The sequence below is a fragment of the Mesorhizobium sp. WSM3868 genome (assembly GCF_002294785.1).
GTDB lineage: Bacteria > Pseudomonadota > Alphaproteobacteria > Rhizobiales > Rhizobiaceae > Mesorhizobium.
Genome location: NZ_NSGB01000007.1, coordinates 43,883 through 62,373 on the forward strand (window position 1 = coordinate 43,883; position 18,491 = coordinate 62,373).

Annotated in this window: 19 protein-coding genes and 1 tRNA gene; 17 read left to right on the top strand and 3 right to left on the bottom strand. The window is 65.3% G+C overall.

The genetic code is table 11. The features are described from left to right. Positions 1-26: 26 nt before the first annotated feature. A tRNA-Ser gene (locus CK221_RS13305) sits at positions 27-116 on the bottom strand. Between the two features lie 316 nt (positions 117-432). Here CK221_RS13305 and rplU point away from each other — a divergent pair. From rplU to CK221_RS13320, 3 genes are all read left to right on the top strand, one after another. Continuing rightward, entirely contained in the window at positions 433-1,149 is a 717-nt protein-coding gene (gene rplU, locus CK221_RS13310; RefSeq protein WP_067001574.1) for a 50S ribosomal protein L21, read from the top strand. Between the two features lie 100 nt (positions 1,150-1,249). Then, positions 1,250-1,519, top strand: coding sequence for a 50S ribosomal protein L27 (gene rpmA / locus CK221_RS13315; RefSeq protein ID WP_040991608.1), 270 nt, complete (start codon positions 1,250-1,252; stop codon positions 1,517-1,519). Between the two features lie 125 nt (positions 1,520-1,644). Further along, positions 1,645-2,232: a GNAT family protein gene (locus CK221_RS13320; protein ID WP_067001577.1), complete on the top strand. Its 588-nt coding sequence runs from the start codon at positions 1,645-1,647 to the stop codon at positions 2,230-2,232. A gap of 163 nt (positions 2,233-2,395) precedes the next feature. Here CK221_RS13320 and CK221_RS13325 read toward each other — a convergent pair whose 3' ends face one another. After that, positions 2,396-3,259 carry an endonuclease/exonuclease/phosphatase family protein gene (locus tag CK221_RS13325; RefSeq protein ID WP_067001579.1) on the bottom strand — a complete coding sequence of 288 codons (864 nt, stop codon included), beginning with the start codon at positions 3,257-3,259 and terminating at the stop codon, positions 2,396-2,398. A 148-nt stretch (positions 3,260-3,407) separates the two neighbouring features. On the opposite strand from CK221_RS13325, the gene obgE reads away from it, so the two are divergent. The 5 genes from obgE (at position 3,408) to CK221_RS13355 (ending at position 9,100) form a co-directional block, all read left to right on the top strand. Continuing rightward, positions 3,408-4,445 (top strand): GTPase ObgE, encoded by a 1,038-nt coding sequence (obgE, locus tag CK221_RS13330; RefSeq protein WP_095778057.1) that lies wholly within the window; start codon positions 3,408-3,410, stop codon positions 4,443-4,445. Next, complete coding sequence (gene proB, locus CK221_RS13335; RefSeq protein ID WP_095778058.1) at positions 4,442-5,599, top strand: glutamate 5-kinase; 1,158 nt, start codon at positions 4,442-4,444, stop codon at positions 5,597-5,599. Before obgE ends, proB begins: the two co-directional genes overlap by 4 nt. An 18-nt stretch (positions 5,600-5,617) precedes the next feature. After that, entirely contained in the window at positions 5,618-6,904 is a 1,287-nt protein-coding gene (locus CK221_RS13340; protein WP_095778059.1) for a glutamate-5-semialdehyde dehydrogenase, read from the top strand. Between the two features lie 249 nt (positions 6,905-7,153). Further along, a complete protein-coding gene (locus CK221_RS13350) occupies positions 7,154-7,741 on the top strand; it encodes a nicotinate-nucleotide adenylyltransferase (RefSeq protein WP_067001594.1) in 588 nt (195 codons plus the stop codon). An 81-nt stretch (positions 7,742-7,822) separates the two neighbouring features. Next, positions 7,823-9,100, top strand: a complete 1,278-nt coding sequence (locus tag CK221_RS13355; RefSeq protein WP_095778061.1) for an MFS transporter — start codon at positions 7,823-7,825, stop codon at positions 9,098-9,100. A 5-nt stretch (positions 9,101-9,105) separates the two neighbouring features. On the opposite strand, the gene CK221_RS13360 is transcribed toward CK221_RS13355, so the two are convergent. Beyond that, positions 9,106-9,957, bottom strand: coding sequence for a mechanosensitive ion channel domain-containing protein (locus tag CK221_RS13360; RefSeq protein ID WP_095778062.1), 852 nt, complete (start codon positions 9,955-9,957; stop codon positions 9,106-9,108). Positions 9,958-10,198: 241 nt separating this feature from the next. On the opposite strand from CK221_RS13360, the gene rsfS reads away from it, so the two are divergent. The 9 genes from rsfS to CK221_RS13405 all read left to right on the top strand — a co-directional run bounded on the left by rsfS (position 10,199) and on the right by CK221_RS13405 (position 18,476). Next, positions 10,199-10,576: a ribosome silencing factor gene (rsfS, locus tag CK221_RS13365; RefSeq protein ID WP_059189846.1), complete on the top strand. Its 378-nt coding sequence runs from the start codon at positions 10,199-10,201 to the stop codon at positions 10,574-10,576. A 61-nt stretch (positions 10,577-10,637) separates the two neighbouring features. After that, the gene (rlmH, locus tag CK221_RS13370; RefSeq protein WP_067001603.1) at positions 10,638-11,120 is read left to right on the top strand and encodes a 23S rRNA (pseudouridine(1915)-N(3))-methyltransferase RlmH; all 483 of its coding nucleotides are present in this window, start codon (positions 10,638-10,640) and stop codon (positions 11,118-11,120) included. Positions 11,121-11,268: 148 nt separating this feature from the next. Then, positions 11,269-12,603 carry a murein hydrolase activator EnvC gene (locus CK221_RS13375; RefSeq protein WP_067001607.1) on the top strand — a complete coding sequence of 445 codons (1,335 nt, stop codon included), beginning with the start codon at positions 11,269-11,271 and terminating at the stop codon, positions 12,601-12,603. A gap of 1 nt (position 12,604) precedes the next feature. Then, positions 12,605-13,936, top strand: a complete 1,332-nt coding sequence (locus CK221_RS13380) for a S41 family peptidase (RefSeq protein ID WP_067001610.1) — start codon at positions 12,605-12,607, stop codon at positions 13,934-13,936. A 212-nt stretch (positions 13,937-14,148) separates the two neighbouring features. Beyond that, positions 14,149-15,348 (top strand): divergent polysaccharide deacetylase family protein, encoded by a 1,200-nt coding sequence (locus CK221_RS13385; protein ID WP_095778063.1) that lies wholly within the window; start codon positions 14,149-14,151, stop codon positions 15,346-15,348. A gap of 51 nt (positions 15,349-15,399) precedes the next feature. Next, positions 15,400-15,915 (top strand): RNA pyrophosphohydrolase, encoded by a 516-nt coding sequence (locus CK221_RS13390; RefSeq protein ID WP_067001616.1) that lies wholly within the window; start codon positions 15,400-15,402, stop codon positions 15,913-15,915. 251 nt (positions 15,916-16,166) lie between these two features. After that, positions 16,167-17,258: an alanine racemase gene (gene alr / locus CK221_RS13395; protein WP_095778192.1), complete on the top strand. Its 1,092-nt coding sequence runs from the start codon at positions 16,167-16,169 to the stop codon at positions 17,256-17,258. 271 nt (positions 17,259-17,529) lie between these two features. Further along, a complete protein-coding gene (gene rnk / locus CK221_RS13400; protein WP_095778064.1) occupies positions 17,530-17,949 on the top strand; it encodes a nucleoside diphosphate kinase regulator in 420 nt (139 codons plus the stop codon). Beyond that, positions 17,946-18,476: a nucleoside-diphosphate kinase gene (locus tag CK221_RS13405; protein WP_095778065.1), complete on the top strand. Its 531-nt coding sequence runs from the start codon at positions 17,946-17,948 to the stop codon at positions 18,474-18,476. The genes rnk and CK221_RS13405 overlap by 4 nt, the downstream gene beginning before the upstream one ends. Positions 18,477-18,491 lie beyond the last annotated feature (15 nt).

An 18,491-nucleotide genomic window follows, 5' to 3' on the forward strand; every position in this document is an offset into this window, starting at 1 on the left:
GAGTTTCAGATAGTTGTTGGAGGTCGTGGCGGAGAGGGAGGGATTCGAACCCCCGATACCCTTGCGAGTATGCCGCATTTCGAGTGCGGTGCATTCGACCACTCTGCCACCTCTCCGCGAGGTCATGGTCGGCCGTTTGCCGGCGCGGCGCACTAGATAACGGCTGACCGCCGCAGTTACAAGGCCCTAGTCGACCGATTTCCCGCTTCTTGAAAAAGCGTCGGCGAGCGACGGACCGGCGCGCGGCCCACGGCATGCTCAGGAGCAAGGGCCGCTTGCCTTGACTTCCTTGCGACCTTCGGTTAGGGACAGCCCGCATTCGGCGTGGGGCTTCTCCGCGCCGCTTGTTTTTTGAACCCGCAGACTGACAAAAAGACGGCCGAACCGCCTGAAGCGGTTCATCGAGGCCGACCGAACAGCGAAAGGCAAAAAATGTTCGCAGTCATCAAAACGGGCGGCAAGCAGTATCGCGTCGCCGCCAACGATCTGCTCAAGATCGAGAAAGTCGAAGCCAAGGTCGGCGAGATCGTCGAGATCGGCACTGTTCTCGCGCATGGCGAGGGTGAGAATGTCACCTTCGGCGCGCCGTTCGTCGATGGCGCTCTGGTCACGGCGGAAGTCGTCGAGCAGGGCAAGAACCGCACCGTCATCGCTTTCAAGAAGCGCCGCCGCCAGAATTCGCGCCGCAAGATCGGCCACCGCCAGCTTCTGACCACCGTCCGGATTTCCGAGATCCTGCTGGGCGGCGCCAAGCCGTCGAAGAAGGCCACCGCCAAGGCTGAGGCCAAGGCGCCCGAAGCCAAGGCAGACGTCGCCGCCGAGGCGAAGGCCGAAGCCGCTCCGAAGGAGGCCAAGGCCAAGAAGGAAGCCAAGGCAGAGGCCGCCCCCAAGGAAGCTCCCGCCAGCGAAGAGGCCAAGGCCGCGCCACTGTTCAAGGCACCGAAGGGCGAGCCGGACGATTTGACCGTGATCAAGGGCATCGGTCCCGTCGCGGCGAAGGACCTCGCCGAGCAGGGCATCGTCACCTTCGCACAGCTGGCCAAGCTGACCGAGAAGGATGTCGCCAAGATCGACGAACACATGCCGTTCAGCGCCGACCAGATCAAGGACTGGCGCGAGCAGGCCAAGGAGCTGGCGAAAAAGAAGTAAGGACGGCCGGCGACAATCGTCGCCGGTACGGACTTGAAACGGAACGCGAACGCGTTCATAAGACCATTCAAGCGCCTCAGGGCGCATCGGAGTTAGTTAGATGGCACACAAGAAAGCTGGCGGTTCGTCGCGCAACGGTCGCGATTCGCACTCCAAGCGTCTCGGCGTGAAGAAGTTCGGTGGCGAAGCCGTCGTCGCCGGCAACATCATCATTCGTCAGCGCGGCACGCAATGGCATCCGGGCACCAACGTTGGCATGGGCACCGACCACACCCTTTTTGCGCTCGAAGCCGGCGCAGTCACCTTCAACAAAAAAGCCAACGGCCGAACCTACGTCTCGGTAAACCCGATCACCAAAGCAGCGGAGTAGCCGGTTCCGCACCATAACACCGGCGCCCATCTCGGGAACCGGTGTCTGGCCAGGCCAGGAAAAGGATCAGGAGAGATGGGCTTCCATCTCTCCTTTTTCATTTTTCTTTGCCCTGGAGGACTAAAATGGTTGCCGAAGCGGAAGACACCGAAGACGAAAGTTACGCGATCGATTGCCCGGTGCTCGCCACCGAGCGCCTGGTCATGCGCGCTCCGCGCGAGAGCGATCTCGCGCAACTCGTCGCTCTGGCCGACAACCGTCACGTCGCCGAAATGCTGGCCCGCATGCCGCATCCTTACGGCGAAGCCGAGGCCCGCGCCTTCCTCGCCATGGCCTCGTCGCGCCGCGCCGGCATCGCCTATGCGCTGACGCTCGCCGGAACCGGCACTTTCGTCGGCTGCGCGGGGTTGAATACCACCGATCGCGGGCTGGAGCTGGGCTACTGGATCGGCGAGCCTTACTGGAAGCGCGGCTATGCGACCGAGGCGGCGCACGCGCTGGTCGACCTTGCCTTCCAGAAGACCTCGATCCAGGTGCTGCATGCCTCGACCAGGGTCATCAATCCGGCATCGCGCCGCGTCATCCACAAGTGCGGCTTTCAGTATGCCGGCCAGGGCATGCTGAACTCGATCGTCGCCGGCCAGGTGCCGGTCGAGCGCTACCGGCTGGACCGCAAGACCTGGACGAGCCTGCGCAACTGGGTGCACTTCTAGGCATGTTGAAATTCAGGTGAGGCCGGCCCGCAAATGACGGTTTCCTGCGCTTCCGGTGCTCGCGTACTTTCAGTACGCTCCGCTCCGGTTCTCGGAAGCCGTGATTTTCGGCTCAGCCTGACCTGAATAGCAACACGCATAGGCGTCGGCGCTCAAAGACGACTCAACCCAATTCGACCCAGACCGGCAGGTGGTCCGATCCGCGCGCCTGCGGGTCGGCCCACAGGCGCTTCAGCGAGCCGGCGAGCGAAGCGCTGGTGAAGACGTAGTCGATGCATTTGTGGCGGCCCGCATCGTTGGGTCGATTGGGGTCGATCCAGGTGAAGAGGCCGGAAACCTCCAGGCGCTGGGCGACATCGACGGCGAGATCGGCGGTGAGCGGCATGCCGAATTCATGGTCCGGACGTCCGGCGAGTTCGACATATTCGGGCGATCCGGGCAGCATGTTGAAGTCGCCCATGACGATGAAGGCTTCCGGATAGGGCAGGTCCGGCAGGCCGATTTCGGGAATGCCGGAAAGGCCGCCGCCTTCCAGCGCGTAGTTGAGCAGGCGCTGGCGCAGGAAACGGATTTGGCTCTGACGCTCGACGGGGCTGCGGTGGTCGAGATGGGTGGAGTAGAAGCGGATGAAGCCGAGCGGCGTCTCGATTAGCGCCTCCAGCGCGCCGCGCTGGAAGTTCATCCGCTCCAGGCTGCGGCTGCGCGGCAGAAGGAGATTACGCGACAGATGAATGGGCGTCTTCGACAGCACCATATTGCCGAGCTGGAAGGTGCGGGTGACGGCGCGGCCGGCATCCAGGCGCGAGCCGATATTGACCTCGAAATTGCTGGCATAGGCGACAAAATAGTCCGGCAGCGCCTCGCCGATCTCGGCCACCATGTCGCGGTCGCCGTTGCGCGGGTTGTTGCGGGTGACTTCCTGCAGGGCGATGACATCGGCGCCGCGCACCGCGTCGGCGATGCGGCCGACATCGTATTTGCCGTCGAGGCCGATGCCATACTGGATGTTGTAGGTGACAAGCTTCATTCGCGCCTCCCGGTCTCGCCCGCGAACAGTGCTACCGCGCCCCTGGCTAAAGTGCATCCGGCGCTTTAGTTGCAAACGGGCCTCGCCCTTGGCTCCACCTTGGTTTAGAGCAATCCCGCAAGCGCAATAGCAGAAACCTGAAAATCCGATGAAATTCCTCGACCAAGCCCGAGTTTACATCCGGTCCGGCGACGGTGGTGCCGGATCGATGTCGTTCCGCCGCGAGAAATTCATCGAGTTCGGCGGTCCGGACGGCGGCGACGGTGGCCGCGGCGGCGATGTCTGGGTCGAAGCCGTCGATGGCTTGAACACACTGATCGACTACCGCTACCAGCAGCATTTCAAGGCCAAGACCGGCATGCACGGCATGGGCCGCAACATGACGGGCGCCAAGGGCGCCGACGCGACGCTGAAAGTGCCGGCCGGCACCCAGGTATTCGCCGAGGACAATGAGACGCTGATCTGCGATTTGACCGAGGTCGGCCAACGCTTTCTGCTCGCCAAGGGCGGCAATGGCGGCTTCGGCAACCAGCATTTCAAGACCTCGACCAACCAGGCGCCGCGCCGCGCCAATCCCGGCCAGCCGGGCGAGGAGTTGAGCATCTGGCTGCGGCTCAAGCTGATCGCCGATGCCGGCCTTGTCGGCCTGCCCAACGCCGGCAAGTCGACCTTCCTTGCGGCCGTCACCGCCGCCAAGCCGAAGATCGCCGACTATCCCTTCACCACGCTCTATCCGGGCCTCGGCGTCGCCCGCATCGACGGCCGCGAGTTCGTGCTGGCCGACATCCCCGGCCTGATCGAGGGCGCGCATGAGGGCGTCGGCATCGGCGACCGCTTCCTCGGCCATGTCGAGCGCACGCGCGTCCTGCTCCATCTCGTCTCGGCGCAGGAGGAAAATCCCGGCAAGGCCTACAAGACCGTGCGCGCCGAGCTCGAAGCCTATGGCCATGGGCTGGCCGACAAGCCTGAGATCATCGCCCTCAGCCAGGTCGACATCCTCGACGCGGACGCGCGCAAGAAGAAGGCTGCCTCGCTGAAACGCGCCGCCGGCCGCGCGCCGATGATGTTGTCAGCCGTCACCGGCGAAGGCGTCGAGGCTGTGCAGCGCGCGCTGATGGCGGTGGTCGCCGAGTCACGCGATGCCGTTCCCGCTCCAGTCGATACGCGCTGGCGGCAAAACCCATGAAATCGCTGAAAGCATACCGGCGCATAACCGTGAAGATCGGCTCGGCGCTGCTCGTCGACCGCGCGACCGGCCTGAAGCGCGATTGGCTGACCTCTTTAGCCGCAGACATCGCGGTGCTCGCCAATGCCGGCGCGGAGGTGCTCGTCGTCTCCTCGGGCGCCATCGCGCTCGGCCGCACCATTCTCGGGCTCGGCAAACGCGCGCTGAAGCTCGAGGAAAGCCAGGCAGCGGCCGCCGTCGGCCAGATCGCGCTTGCGGGCGCCTGGTCGGATGCGCTGGGCAGGGACGGGCTCAAATCCGGGCAGATTCTGTTGACCCTTGGCGATACCGAGGAGCGCCGCCGCTACCTTAACGCCCGCGCCACGATCTCGACCTTGCTCAAGATGAAGGCGGTGCCGGTCATCAACGAGAATGACACGGTCGCGACCTCCGAAATCCGTTATGGCGACAACGACCGGCTGGCGGCGCGGGTGGCGACGATGATGGGCGCCGATCTTCTGGTGCTGCTTTCCGACATCGACGGGCTCTATACGGCGCCGCCGGCCAAGGACCCGCAAGCCAAGTTCATTCCGGTGGTCGAGCGCATCACGCCGGACATCGAGGCGATGGCGGGCGCCGCCGCTTCGGAACTCTCGCGCGGCGGCATGCGGACGAAACTCGACGCGGGCAAGATCGCAAACGCCGCCGGCACGGCGATGATCATCACCGCCGGCACGCGCCTGTCGCCGCTGATGGCGATCGAGCGCGGCGAACGCGCCACTTTCTTCAAGCCCAGCGCCAACCCGGTGAAGGGCTACAAGACCTGGATCGCGGGACAGTTGGAGCCGGCCGGGAGGCTCACCGTCGATGCCGGCGCTGTCGGCGCGCTGAAATCGGGCAAGTCGCTGCTGCCGGCCGGCGTCAAGCTCGTCAGCGGCAATTTCTCGCGCGGCGACACGGTGGCGATCCTGTCGCCCGAGGGCCGCGAGATCGCGCGCGGGCTGGTTGCCTATGATGCCGCCGATGCCGTAAGGATCGCGGGTTTGAAGACGGCCGAGATCGAAAATGTGCTCGGCTACGAGGCGCGCTCGGCGATGATCCATCGCGACGACCTTGTGGTAAGTCGATCCAGTGATCAAGTATTGGCCGACGACCAAGTTTTGGCCGACGAATGACCCAGCGGAGGATGAACCATGCTGAAGCTGCATGACAAATCCGGGGAAGATACGGTGACGCTGATGGCCGATATCGGCCTCCGCGCCCGCGCCGCTGCCCGACCGTTGGCCGTCGCATCGACCAAGGCCAAGAACGACGCCTTGGCCGCGATGGCCGACGCCATCCTGCGCAACGAGCAGGCGATCCTAGAGGCTAACGCCATCGATATGTCGAATGGCGAGGAAGCCGGGCTGTCCGGTTCCTTCATGGACCGGCTGAAACTCAACCCCTCACGTATCAAGGCGATGGCCGACGGCATTCGCGAGATCGCGGCGCTCAAGGATCCGGTCGGCGAGGTGATTGCCGAATGGGACCGGCCGAACGGCCTCCATATCGAGCGCGTGCGCACGCCGCTCGGCGTCATCGGCGTCATCTATGAAAGCCGCCCGAACGTGACGGCTGATGCGGGCGCGCTCTGCCTGAAAGCCGGCAATCCCGTGATCCTGCGCGGCGGCTCGGATTCGATCAATTCGTCGTCCGCAATCCATGCCTGCATGGTCGAAGGGCTGAAGGCAGCCGGCCTGCCGCAAGACGCCATTCAGTTGGTGCCGACCACCGACCGCGCCGCGGTCGGCGAGATGCTCAAAGGCTTAGGCGGCAATCTCGACGTCATCATCCCGCGCGGCGGCAAGAGCCTGGTCGGGCGCGTGCAGACCGAGGCGCGCGTACCGGTCTTTGCCCATCTCGAAGGCATCTGCCATCTCTATGTCGATCGCTCGGCGAAGCTCGACATGGCGGTCCAGATCGCCGTCAACGCCAAGATGCGGCGCACCGGCGTGTGCGGCGCCGCCGAGACGCTGCTCGTCGACCGTGCGGTCGCGTCCACGCATCTGGTGCCGATCCTGGAGGCCCTGCGCGCCGCCGGCTGTGAGGTCCATGCCGACGCCGAGGTGATGAAAGCCTTTGCCGACGCCAGCCCGGCGACCGACGCCGACTGGGTGACGGAATATCTCGACGCGATCATCGCGGTGAAGCTGGTCGATGGCGTGGCCGGCGCGATCGAGCATGTCGAGACCTTCTCCTCGCATCACACCGAGGCGATCGTCGCCGAGGATGCGCAATCGGTCGAAACATTCTTCAGCGAGATCGACTCGGCGATTTTGTTGCACAATGCCTCGACACAGTTCGCCGACGGCGGCGAGTTCGGCATGGGCGCCGAGATCGGCATCGCCACCGGCAAGATGCATGCGCGCGGACCGGTCGGCGTCGAGCAGCTGACCTCGTTCAAGTACCGCGTGCGCGGGTCGGGGCAAGTGAGGCCTTGATGTCGCTTGCCCCAAGAGGCTGAAGCTTGCGCCTAGGCTCCCCCCTCCGGCCTGCCAGGCATCCTCCCCGCAAGGGGGGAGATCAGCTGATTTTCCCGGTTTCGCCAGTCGCCAACACTGCAAGATTTGCGACTGCGAAGGAGCTGCCAATCTCCCCCCTTGCGGGGAGGATGCCCGGCAGGGCAGAGGGGGGTGCCTAGCGTCATGCTTTCCCAGCCCGAGCAGCCCGTCCCCGCGCCCTATCTCCACATGCCGCATGCCGGCAAAGGGCTGGCCGTCGGCCTGTTCGGCGGCTCGTTCAACCCGCCGCATGCGGGCCACGCGCTGGTCGCCGAGATTGCGCTGAGAAGGCTGGCCCTCGACCAGCTCTGGTGGATCGTGACGCCCGGCAATCCGCTGAAAAGCGCGCGCGAGCTGGCGCCGCTCGCCGAGCGCATCGTGCTGTCCGAAAAGATCGCCAGGAATCCGAAGATCAAGGTTACTGCCTTCGAGGCGGCGCAGCATGTCCGCTATACCGCGGACACGCTGGCGCTGGTCAAGGCGCGCAATCCGGGCGTCGACTTCGTCTGGATCATGGGCGCGGATTCCTTACGCGACTTCCATCGCTGGCAGCGCTGGCGCGAGATCGTGCTGACCTTCCCGATCGCCGTCATCGACCGACCGGGCGCCACGCTCTCCTTCCTGTCCTCGGTCGTCGCCAAGACCTTCGACTATGCCCGCGTCGACGAAGGCGACGCCCCGCTGCTCGCCCGCATGCGGGCGCCGGCCTGGACCTTCATCCACGGCCCGCGCTCGTCGCTTTCCTCCACCGCGATCCGCAAGGCGGCGAAGGGCTGAGGCCTCCCTTCTCCACAAGGGGCCGAGCGATGTCGCTTTTACGGCGGCCTTTCGCATTCCGATCAGCCAAGCTGCGAGGGCATGCTGACGCAGACCCAAACCGATCCCGGACAATCGGCGCCGCTGATTGCCATTGCCAGCGTCATCGTGTCGATGGCGCTGATCGCGATCGGCAACGGCCTGATGTTCGCCTTCATTCCGGTGCGGCTCGGCGCCGATGGTTTCGATCCGACCTGGGCCGGACTGATCGTCACCGGCCTTTCGGCCGGCGGGCTCGCCGGCTGCATCCTGACCGGACCCTTGGTGCGCCGGGTCGGCCATGCCCGCGCGTTCATGGTGCTTTCGGCGCTGATCGCGCTCTCCAACGTGGCGATCGGCGCCGGACCGATGCCGCTGCTGTGGATCGCGGCGCGGGCGCTCTACGGCTTCGCCATATGCGGCCTCTTCATCGTCGCGCAGAGCTGGCTCAACGACGCCCTGCCGAACGCCATACGTGGCCGGGTGATGGCGGTGTTCTACGTCGCCTATATCGCCGGATTGGGCGTCGGTTATGCGACTCTCGCCGCGATCGACATCCAGACGGCGGCGGCGCCGCTGATCGGCATCGCCTTCACCGCGTTGTCCATCCTGCCGGTGGGCATGACGCGGCTTGCCCAGCCGCCCGCGCCGCAGGCCGCTTCGGTGGCGCTCGGCCAAGCGTGGAGGATCTCGCCAGTCGGCGTCGTCGGCATGCTGGCGGTGGGCGGCCTGTCGATGATCATTTCCGGTTTTGCGCCGATCCACGCCACCGCCAAGGGTTACAGCCAGGCAGAGGTGGCGCTGCTCTTGTCGGCGATGCCGGTCGGCACGCTGATCCTGCAGATACCGCTCGGCTGGCTCTCGGACCGTACCGACCGCCGCTATGTGCTGGCGGGCACGGCGGCGCTGGCGGTGGCGGCGAGCCTGCTCGCCATCGCCTTCGACGGCGGGGCGCTGATGGTCCTGGTGGCGATCTACCTGATCTGGGACGGTGCATCGGAATCGATCTATTCGCTGTCCAGCGCCCACGCCGCCGACCGCGCCAGGAAGGAAGAGCTGCTGGCGCTGTCGAGTTCGCTGCTCTTTGCCTGGTCGCTGTCCGGCTTCATCGTACCCGGCATCGTGACGGCGCTTTCCGCCGTCTTCGGCACCGGGACCTTCATCTATGTCGGCATCGCCATCGCTTCCGCGTTCTGCCTGTTCGTGCTGTGGCGGGTGTTTGCGGCGCGACCTATGCCTGCTGCCGCAACCGGCAGCTTCGCGCCGATGTCGGCGCAGACGCCCCTGCCGGTGGAGCTCGCGTTCGCGCCGGAGGAGCCGGCAAAGCCGGCCAAGGACTGACGAGATTATTGCTTGCGGACTTCCGGGGACGGTATCTCGGGCGGCGGAAGGGGGATCGAAATGCCCTCGTTGTCGAAGGCCAGCTTGGCGCGTTTGGTCAAGTCGATCTGGGTGGCGAAATAGTCGGCCGCTGAAGTCCAGTAGCGCAGGGTCAGTGAGACCGTGCTCTCGCCAAGCCCTGCGATGAAGGCGATCGGCGCCGGCTCGCGCCGGATGCGCTTCTCGGCATTGGCGATGGCAAGCAGCGTCTTCTGCCCGCGGTCGATGTCGTTCCATGAACCGATGCTCAAGCTGATATCGGTGCGCCTGACGCCGTTGCGGGTGAAATTGCGTACCGGCTGGTTCCACAGCGTCTGGTTGGGCGCCAGAATGTAGATGCCTTCGACAGTGCGCAGCTTGGTCGCGAACAGGCCGATCTCCTCGATTGTGCCGGCGATCGCACCGACCTCCACATATTCGCCGATGCGGAAGGGCCTCAGCGCAAGCAGCATGATGCCGGCGGCGATGTTCTGCAGCGTACCTTGCAGTGCAAGGCCGATCGCCAGACCGGCAGCGCCGATCGCGGCGATGATCGAAGCCGTCTGCACGCCAAACTGGCCGAGCACCATGATAACGACCAGGATCAGGATGCCGTAGCGGACGACCTGGGAGAAGAAGTGGCGCAGCGTCTCGTCAAAGCCGTGAATATGACCGAGCCCGGCATAGATCGATCGCTCGGCAAGGCCGGCAACGAGGTAGCCGACAACCAGAAGGATCACAGCACCGATTGCCGAGAAGGAATAGGAGACTATCAGCGAGCTGAGCTGCGCAAGCCCGGCTTGAATCGTGATGAGGGCGCTCTGCGGGTCGATTGGCATGGTTGGGAATCCCCTTTGTCCGGTGTGCCGATAACCCATGCGGCGCGCAGGGGTTCCGCTCTTTTCAGCCTTCCGAGGGCCTGTCCGACCTGCCGAGGCCGCCCTGAGAGCGCGCCCGTCTTGAAACTGCAATGGAACTCTGCCTATCTAAGCAGGGTCACCTGATTTGCCGGGTGATTTGGTTGTTCTTATTTGGAAAGGAAACACACTGAGAACAGCACTGCGGAAGAAGGCCAATATCGTGCCTTCGCCGGCCGGGATCAGCGGAAGCGATGCTGCCTCCCTCGCCATCAAGACAGTCCTTGCCAGTCTGGAAGACTCCAAGGCCGAAAACATCGTCTCAATCGACATCCAGGGTAAATCGAGCCTCGGCGACTATATGGTCGTCGCTTCGGGCCGATCGCACCGCCATGTCTCGGCGGTCGCCGACCATCTCCTCAAGGCGCTCAAGGATGCCGGTCTCGGCATGGCGCGCGTCGAAGGGCTGGCCAGCGCCGACTGGGTCCTGATCGATTCCGGCGACATCATCGTCCATGTCTTCCGTCCCGAAGTCCGCGAATTCTACAATCTCGAAAAGATGTGGCAGGCGCCGGATCTCGAGGAAGAGACCTTGCACTGAGCCGTATCGCGGGCCGTGACCGTTCCGGTCCGGCGCCGATCGAGAGCTCGCCGAGGCGAGGATGAAGATCACCGTTCATGCCGTGGGCCGGATGAAGACCGGCCCCGAGAGAGAGCTCGCCGACCGCTATTTCGAGCGCTTCGCCAAGAGCGGGCCCGCGGTCGGGCTGGAATTTGCCGGCATTGTCGAGACATCCGAGAGCCGCGGCCAGAGCGCCGACGAACGTCGCCGCGAGGAGGGCCAGAAGCTGCAGGGTCAGCTGCAGCAAGGCAACGTGCTGTTCCTGCTCGACGAACGCGGCAAGGCGCTGTCCTCGGAGGACCTGGCGGCCCGCATCGGCCAGTTGCGCGACAGCGGCCGCAAGGCGCTGGTCATCGCGATCGGCGGCGCGGACGGCCATCACAAATCCTTGCGCGAAGAGGCCGATCTGGTGTTGTCGTTCGGAGCGCTGACCTGGCCGCATCAGCTGGTGCGCGTCATGCTCGGCGAACAGCTCTATCGCATCGCCACCATCCTTGCCGGGCATCCCTATCACCGCTCGTGAGTCATCGTTCGCGCTGTGACCCCGAAAGCTGGGGATCACGTCCGCTTGCACCGATTTCCGCCTCAATGAACCGACATCACGGTTGTTGCGGGTGCATCCAACATGGTTGATGGTTCGTTAACGAAGCGGCGGATAGAGTCGAGGCCTGATGTCTGAAGGCTGGAATTCGAGAACGCGCGCCTGGCGCAGCCGCTGCGGCTTGACACTTGTCGCCGCGCTGATCGCGCTCGGGCCGGCTATGGCCGCGGAAAATTCGCTCGATGTCCCGCCGGACCCCGACAAGAGCCGGGTCGAATACGAGCAGGTCTCCAAGGAAATCTCCTTGTCCTCCGAGCGGCTGGCCAAGCTTGCCGCCGACGTCGCGACGGTCAAGAAAGACCATGCCTCGATCAGTGCGGCGCTGATCCAGTCGGCGATGACCGAGCAGAAGCTCGGCCAGGACATCGAGGACATCGGCGCCAAACTGGAAGGACTGAAGGCCGAGCAAGAGAAGCTGCACGCTTCGCTGGTGGCGCGGCGCGACGTGCTCGCCGAGGTGCTCGGCGCGCTGCAGCGCATGGGGCTCAATCCGCCACCGGCGATCCTGGTCAAGCCGGAGGACGCGTTGTCGTCGGTGCGCAGCGCCATCCTGCTCGGCGCCGTGGTGCCGGAATTGCGCCAGCAGACCGACAGGCTGCTCGCCGATCTCAAGGAACAGACCCGGGTGACGGCCTCGATCGAGGCCGAACGCGGGCGGCTTACCGCTGCCGTCACCGAGCAGACGGCGGAAAAGAAACGACTGACCATGCTGCTCGAGGCCAAGCAGAAGCTGCAGGCCGATACCGAAGCGGCCCTGGCAGCAGAGCGGCAGCGCTCGCAGCAACTGGCGGACAAGGCCAGCAGCCTCAAGGACCTCATCGCCTCGCTCGAGGCCGACAAGGCGCGCAAAGCGGCCGACCAGGCCAAGGCGGCCGATCGGAAATCGGCGGACGCCGACACGACCGCATCGACGGCGGAACCCGCCGCGCCGCCGGTGCCGGAGGGCAATCGTCTAACCGCTTCCGCCCCGTTCGCGGCGCTCCAGGGCCAGATCGCGCTGCCGGTCATCGGCAAGATCAAACGGCGCTTCGGCACCGACGACGGCAATGGCGCAATGATGCAGGGAGACATGGTTGCGACACAATCGGGGGCCATCGTCACCGCGCCGGCGGATGGAAACGTTCTTTATGCGGGGCCGTTTCGCTCCTATGGTCAACTCTTGATCCTCAATGCGGGCGACGGGTATCATGTCGTCCTGGCGGGGATGAGCAGAATCAGCGTCGCGACCGGACAGTCGGTGCTCGCAGGAGAGCCGATCGGCGCGATGGGAGAGGCCCGGGTGGCAAGCACCTCGGCCTCGCAGAATGGAAATGCGACGCCGGAACTCTATGTTGAGTTCCGCAAGGATGGAAAACCCGTCGATCCGAACCCCTGGTGGGCGGACCGATTTTCTGGAAGGACGTGAAATGATGCGGAAATTGTCGCTTCTGTTTGCCGGCGCGCTGATGGGCGCATCGGCAATGAGCCTGGTCTACGGCGCACCTGGCTCGGCGGCGAATGCTGCGGGTTCCGAGACCTACAAGCAGCTGGCGATCTTCGGCGACATCTTCGAGCGCGTGCGCGCGCAATATGTGACGCCCCCGGACGACAAGTCGCTGGTCGAGAACGCCATCAACGGCATGCTGGCTTCGCTCGACCCGCACTCGTCCTACATGAATGCCGAGCAGGCGCAGGATATGCGTGTGCAGACCAAGGGCGAGTTCGGCGGCCTCGGCATCGAGGTCACGATGGAGAACGACCTGGTCAAGGTGATCACGCCGATCGACGACACGCCGGCCGCAAAGGCGGGCGTGCTTGCCGGCGACTATATCGCCAAGATCGACGGCGAGGAGGTGCGCGGCCTCACCCTCAATGACGCGGTCGAGAAGATGCGCGGCCCGGTCAACACGCCGATCAAGCTCACCATCCTGCGCCAGGGCGCCGACAAGCCGATCGAGTTGACGGTCGTGCGCGACATCATCAAGGTCAAGGCGGTGAAATACCGGGTTGAGAACGACATCGGCTACATGAAGATCACCTCCTTCACCGAGAAGACCTATGACGATCTCGAGAACGCCATCGAGAACATCAAGAAGCAGGTGCCCAACGACAAGCTGAAGGGCTATGTACTCGACCTGCGCCTCAATCCGGGCGGCCTGCTCGACCAGGCGGTGAGCGTGTCGGACGCCTTCCTGAAGCGCGGCGAGATCGTCTCGACCCGCGGCCGCGATCCGAAGGACGTTACCCGCTTCGACGCCAAGCCGAAGCAGAACGACGACATCGGCGGCAAGCCGCTGATCGTGCTGGTCAATGGCGGCTCGGCAAGCGCGTCCGAGATCGTCGCCGGTGCGCTGCAGGATCTGCGCCGCGCCACCGTCGTCGGCACGCAGTCGTTCGGCAAGGGTTCGGTGCAGACCATCATCCCGCTCGGCGAGAATGGCGCGCTCAGGCTCACCACGGCGCTCTATTACACGCCGTCGGGCAAGTCGATCCAGGGCAAGGGCATCACGCCCGACATCAAGGTCGAGCAGCCGCTGCCGCCGGACCTGCAGGGCAGGGACCTGACCCGCGGCGAATCGGACCTCAAGGGCCACATCAAGGGGGCCGACGAGAGCTCGACCGGCTCGGGCTCGGCCGCCTATGTGCCGCCGGAGCCGAAGGACGACCTGCAGCTGATCTATGCCGAACAGCTGCTGCGCGGCCAAAAGACCGATCCGGCCTTCCCGCCGAACCCGGACAAGGCTGTGCTGAACCAGTAAAGACGGGGAGGGCCGGGGCAGATCGCTCTGGCCGGCCGACCGAAGCGATGCAATGCTGCCGGGACCGCGAGGTTCCGGCAGTTTGATTCGGGGACAGGGTGGTTCGGCAACGGGCGCTGCGTCGCCTAAGGTTTTGAATTTGCGCGTGAGCGCTGACGATTCGATCAGCTGCGCTGATCCGATCAGCCGCGTCACGGGCCTGGGGATGCGGCTTGGCTGACATCGGCAAGGACATCGAACGCCCGCTCGGACAGACGCTCCGGCCAGAGCGCCCTGCCTCCCGCACCTTCGGCGCCGGCTCGCTTGGCGCGGCGGTCGCCGTCCTCACTGTAGTGGGCATTTCCGGTGCGATCGCGTTGCGTGAAAAACCTTTCCGCAAACCGCAAGAGACCGCCGTTTCGACGCCGAAGGTAATCGTGGCGCCGGCTCCCGCGCCGGCACCGGCGCCGACGCCGGCACCGGCCGAGGTGGCGGCGGCGAAGCCCAATGCGAGCACGCCGATGAAGAGCGATGGCCCGCAAATCATCCATGTCGAGTCTGAAGAGGGCGATGGTCCGCCGAAGGCCGGTATCGTCATCCGCGATCCTTCCACACTCAGCCAGAATCTCAAGGTCGCGCATATTCCCGACAGGGCGCTGATCGAGGCGAGCGACAGCGGCCCGCTGCCGGTGCGCTCCGCCGATGGCCGGCGACCGTTCGACGTCTATGCGCGGCCCTGGTCCGGCGCGCGCGGCGCGCGCGTGGCTATCGTCATCGGCGGGCTCGCCGTCTCCCAGACCGGCACGCAGGCGGCGATCGCCAAATTGCCGGCCGAGGTGACGCTGGCTTTCGCGCCGCAGGGCAACAGCATCGACCGCTGGATGAAGGCGGCGCGCCAGAGCGGACATGAGATCGTCATGCAGATACCGCTCGAGCCGTTCGATTATCCGGGCGTCAATCCGGGACGCAACACGCTGACGGTCGCTGCGAGTCCGGACGAGAACCTGAAGAGCCTGCACTGGGCGCTGTCGAGGACTACCAACTATACCGGCGTCATGAACTATATGGGCGCGCGTTTCTCGGCTGATGCAAACGCGATGGGACCGTTCATGGCCGAGCTCGGCAAGCGCGGCCTTGCCTATGTCGACGACGGCTCCTCCGCGCGAAGCCTGGCGCCCGACCTCGCGCTGAAGGATGGCGTTCCTTTCGTCGCCGGCGACATGGCGATCGATGCTGTGCAGGACCGCGGCGAAATCCTCAAGAAGCTGGACAGCCTCGAGGCGACGGCACGCGCCAAGGGCAGCGCCGTCGGCATCGGCTCGGCCTTCGATATCACCGTGGACACGGTTGCGTCCTGGGTGGCAGAAGCGAAGAAGCGCGGCATCGAGATCGTGCCGATTTCGGCGGTGGCGATCGATCCGCAAAAAGGCTAACGCCGACCCTTTCGCCTGAATGCATCTCCAAAACGGCTGGAAATCTCAACGATGGCCAAAAAGATCGATCCTGAAACGCTGCCCTATCGCCCCTGCGTCGGGCTGATGATCCTCAACCCGGCCGGGCTGGTCTGGGTCGGTCATCGCATCGCCGAGCCGGACAGCGAATTCTCCGGCACCACGAAACTCTGGCAGATGCCGCAGGGCGGCATCGACGAGGGCGAGGAGCCGCTCCCGGCGGCGGAGCGGGAGCTTTACGAGGAGACCGGTATGCGCAGCGTGTCGCTGCTTGCCGAAGCGCCGCACTGGATCAATTACGACCTGCCGCCGCATCTGGTCGGCGTCGCCTTCAAGGGCCGCTATCGCGGCCAAACGCAGAAATGGTTCGCCTACCGCTTCGAGGGCGACGAGAGCGAGATTGAGATCAATCCGCCGCCCGGCGGCCACAAGGCCGAGTTCGATCAATGGGCGTGGCGGCCGATGCGGGAGCTGCCCGACCTGATCGTGCCGTTCAAGCGCAAGGTCTACGAGCAGGTGGTGGCCGCGTTCCAGGATCTTGCTCGCTAGGCGTTGGCAGGCGTGCTTCCAACTAAGTTCGGTTAGCGAAGAGGTTGGCACCGTAGTCGAGATCATGCTTTGTTGATGCAGATGCGCCGCAGGCAAAGAGGCAAACATGAACGACGCGCGACAAGCGCACTTCGCCGGCGTCGAGAAGCACGCAGCTCCGCAACAAGTGTGACCCGACTTTGTCCGACGCAATTGCCCCGATGACCGGCACCAAAACGTCTTTGCCGCAAACGACCGCCACCAGCGGCTTTATGCCCGGCGAAACTGCAGCCGGCGCGATCCTGACCATCGATCTTGGCGCCATCCGCGAGAACTACCGGCGGCTGAAGGCGCGGCTGGCGGGCGTGCGCTGCGCCGGCGTGCTCAAGGCCGACGGCTATGGCCTCGGCGCAGCGCGCGTGGCATCGGCGCTGATGAAGGAAGGCTGCGAGATATTCTTCGTCGCGCTGCTCGGCGAGGGCATCGCGCTGCGCAAGGCGCTTGGACCCGGACATGAGATCTTTGTGCTCAACGGCCTGCCGCCGGGCTCCGAGCCGGAAGCGATCGCGACTGGGCTTCATCCTGTCATCAACAGCACCGCTCAGTTGAGAGCGTGGCGTGAAGCGGCGCTTGCCGCCGGCCGAAAGCTGCCGGCCGCTGTTCAGGTCGACAGCGGCATGTCACGGCTCGGCATGCCGCCGGCTGACGTCGAGGCGCTCGCGGCAGATGCTTTCGGCGGCATCGACATCCGCCTGGTGATGAGCCATCTCGCCTGCGCCGACGAGCCGCGCAATCCTGCCAACGAAGCGCAGCGGCTGGCGTTTGAGCGGCTGCGCGGGATGCTGCCCAAGGCGCCGGCCTCGCTTGCCAATTCGTCCGGCATCTTTCTCGGATCGGCCTACCACCACGACCTCGCGCGGCCGGGCGCGGCGCTCTACGGCATCAACCCGGCGCCGGGCGAGGCGAACCCGATGCGGCCGGTGGTCCGGCTGCAGGCGAAGGTGGCTCAGACGCGCAACGTCGAAGACGGCGCCGGCGTCGGCTACGGCCACAGCCATCATGCGCGCGGACCGCTCAGGCTGGCGACAATCTCGCTCGGCTATGCCGATGGCTGGCACCGGCGCGCGGCGTCGGCCGCCTGGTTCGAGGGCGTGCGGCTGCCTTTCGTCGGGCGGGTATCGATGGATTCCATTGTCCTCGACATTTCAGCGCTTCCGGTCGATCAACTGGGCGAGGGCGACCTCGTCGAGCTCATCGGGCCGTCGCAAAGCCTCGACGACGCGGCCGCGCATGCCGGAACCATCGGCTACGAGGTGCTGGCCAGCTTGGGTGCGCGCTTTCACCGCCGCTACATTGGCGGGTGAAAGGGGCGGCTTGCTTGACAAGCCGGTGCATCTCGGCAAGGGTCGAGGCATGAGCAACCTCGCCCATAGCAGAACCTTTTTCAGGGTTTGCCCCATCGCGGGAGCGTAGCCCCGGCGCGGTCGTGTTGGCGACCGCCGAGCCGGGGCATTTGAATTCCTGACATCGTCACCGAGCTAGCCAGCCTTTCGCGGCTGTCGGCTGTTCTTCGCCGCCTTCGAGCGGGCTGCAGCGAGCGTCGGTTCGTCGACGCGCCAATCCAGGAGGTTTGCCATGAATGCCACAACCCAATCGCGTTCCCGAAACACGATCCTCGTCAGCGACGCGGATCACGACCGGCTCAGCGGCCTTGCCAGAGCCTTTCTCGAGCGGACGCCCGATATGGCCGAGGACCTGCTCGCCGAGATGGACCGCGCGCGGATTGCCGCCGAAGCGGCGATGCCAGCGGATGTCGTGCGGATGGGCACGACGGTGACGCTTCACGATGGGGAAGGAAGCGTTCAGCGCGTCACGCTGGTCTATCCCGCCGAGGCCGACATCGCCGAAAAACGCATCTCGGTGCTGACGCCGCTCGGAACCGCGCTGATCGGCGCGCGTGCCGGCCGCACAGTCTCCTGGCGAAGCCGCGACGGCCGGGTGCTTTCGGCGACCATCCACGCGGTCGAGCAATCCGCGTCGCGGAGGGCGCCATGACCAGGACCATCTATCGTCTCACTCCGAAGGATCTCGCGGTTCTCGAAGCGATGCTGATGCGCCGGCGCGCCTTTGCCGACGTGATCGTGCCGATGCTCGAACGCAAGCTCGCCGAGAGCAACATCATCCCAGTCGGCATGGTCGAGCCCGACATCGCCACGCTGAACAGCCGGGTAGTCTTCCGGATCGACGACGGAGCCCCGGAGACGAGGACGTTGATGCTGGGCGACGCCTCCGCTCCTGTCGGATTCGGCCTGCCGCTCGGCACCTGGCGCGGCCTCTGCCTGCTCGGCATGAGGGCGGGCCAGTCGGTAGTGGCCGAGCGCCCCGACGGCAGCCGCGAGCGCATCCTTCTCGAGGATGTGGCCTACCAGCCGGAGGCCGAGCATCGGGCGGCTCGGACTGCCGCACAGCGACCCCTTGGCCCGAGGCTGGTGTACAGCGCCGCAGGCGATCGTTGGCCCCTTGGCGGGGGCGGCAAAATCCGGCAGACAGAAGGCGACGATCCCGGCCCTTCGGCGGCATGATCGGTTTGAGGGAGC

Bases quoted from the DNA above. Each gene is read 5' to 3' on its own strand.
- rplU (WP_067001574.1), top strand. From the start codon at position 433: ATGTTCGCAGTCATCAAAACGGGCGGCAAGCAGTATCGCGTCGCCGCC.
- rpmA (WP_040991608.1), top strand. From the start codon at position 1,250: ATGGCACACAAGAAAGCTGGCGGTTCGTCGCGCAACGGTCGCGATTCG.
- CK221_RS13320 (WP_067001577.1), top strand. From the start codon at position 1,645: ATGGTTGCCGAAGCGGAAGACACCGAAGACGAAAGTTACGCGATCGAT.
- CK221_RS13325 (WP_067001579.1), bottom strand. From the start codon at position 3,259: ATGAAGCTTGTCACCTACAACATCCAGTATGGCATCGGCCTCGACGGC.
- obgE (WP_095778057.1), top strand. From the start codon at position 3,408: ATGAAATTCCTCGACCAAGCCCGAGTTTACATCCGGTCCGGCGACGGT.
- proB (WP_095778058.1), top strand. From the start codon at position 4,442: ATGAAATCGCTGAAAGCATACCGGCGCATAACCGTGAAGATCGGCTCG.
- CK221_RS13340 (WP_095778059.1), top strand. From the start codon at position 5,618: ATGCTGAAGCTGCATGACAAATCCGGGGAAGATACGGTGACGCTGATG.
- CK221_RS13350 (WP_067001594.1), top strand. From the start codon at position 7,154: ATGCCGCATGCCGGCAAAGGGCTGGCCGTCGGCCTGTTCGGCGGCTCG.
- CK221_RS13355 (WP_095778061.1), top strand. From the start codon at position 7,823: ATGCTGACGCAGACCCAAACCGATCCCGGACAATCGGCGCCGCTGATT.
- CK221_RS13360 (WP_095778062.1), bottom strand. From the start codon at position 9,957: ATGCCAATCGACCCGCAGAGCGCCCTCATCACGATTCAAGCCGGGCTT.
- rlmH (WP_067001603.1), top strand. From the start codon at position 10,638: ATGAAGATCACCGTTCATGCCGTGGGCCGGATGAAGACCGGCCCCGAG.
- CK221_RS13375 (WP_067001607.1), top strand. From the start codon at position 11,269: ATGTCTGAAGGCTGGAATTCGAGAACGCGCGCCTGGCGCAGCCGCTGC.
- CK221_RS13380 (WP_067001610.1), top strand. From the start codon at position 12,605: ATGATGCGGAAATTGTCGCTTCTGTTTGCCGGCGCGCTGATGGGCGCA.
- CK221_RS13390 (WP_067001616.1), top strand. From the start codon at position 15,400: ATGGCCAAAAAGATCGATCCTGAAACGCTGCCCTATCGCCCCTGCGTC.
- alr (WP_095778192.1), top strand. From the start codon at position 16,167: ATGCCCGGCGAAACTGCAGCCGGCGCGATCCTGACCATCGATCTTGGC.
- rnk (WP_095778064.1), top strand. From the start codon at position 17,530: ATGAATGCCACAACCCAATCGCGTTCCCGAAACACGATCCTCGTCAGC.
- CK221_RS13405 (WP_095778065.1), top strand. From the start codon at position 17,946: ATGACCAGGACCATCTATCGTCTCACTCCGAAGGATCTCGCGGTTCTC.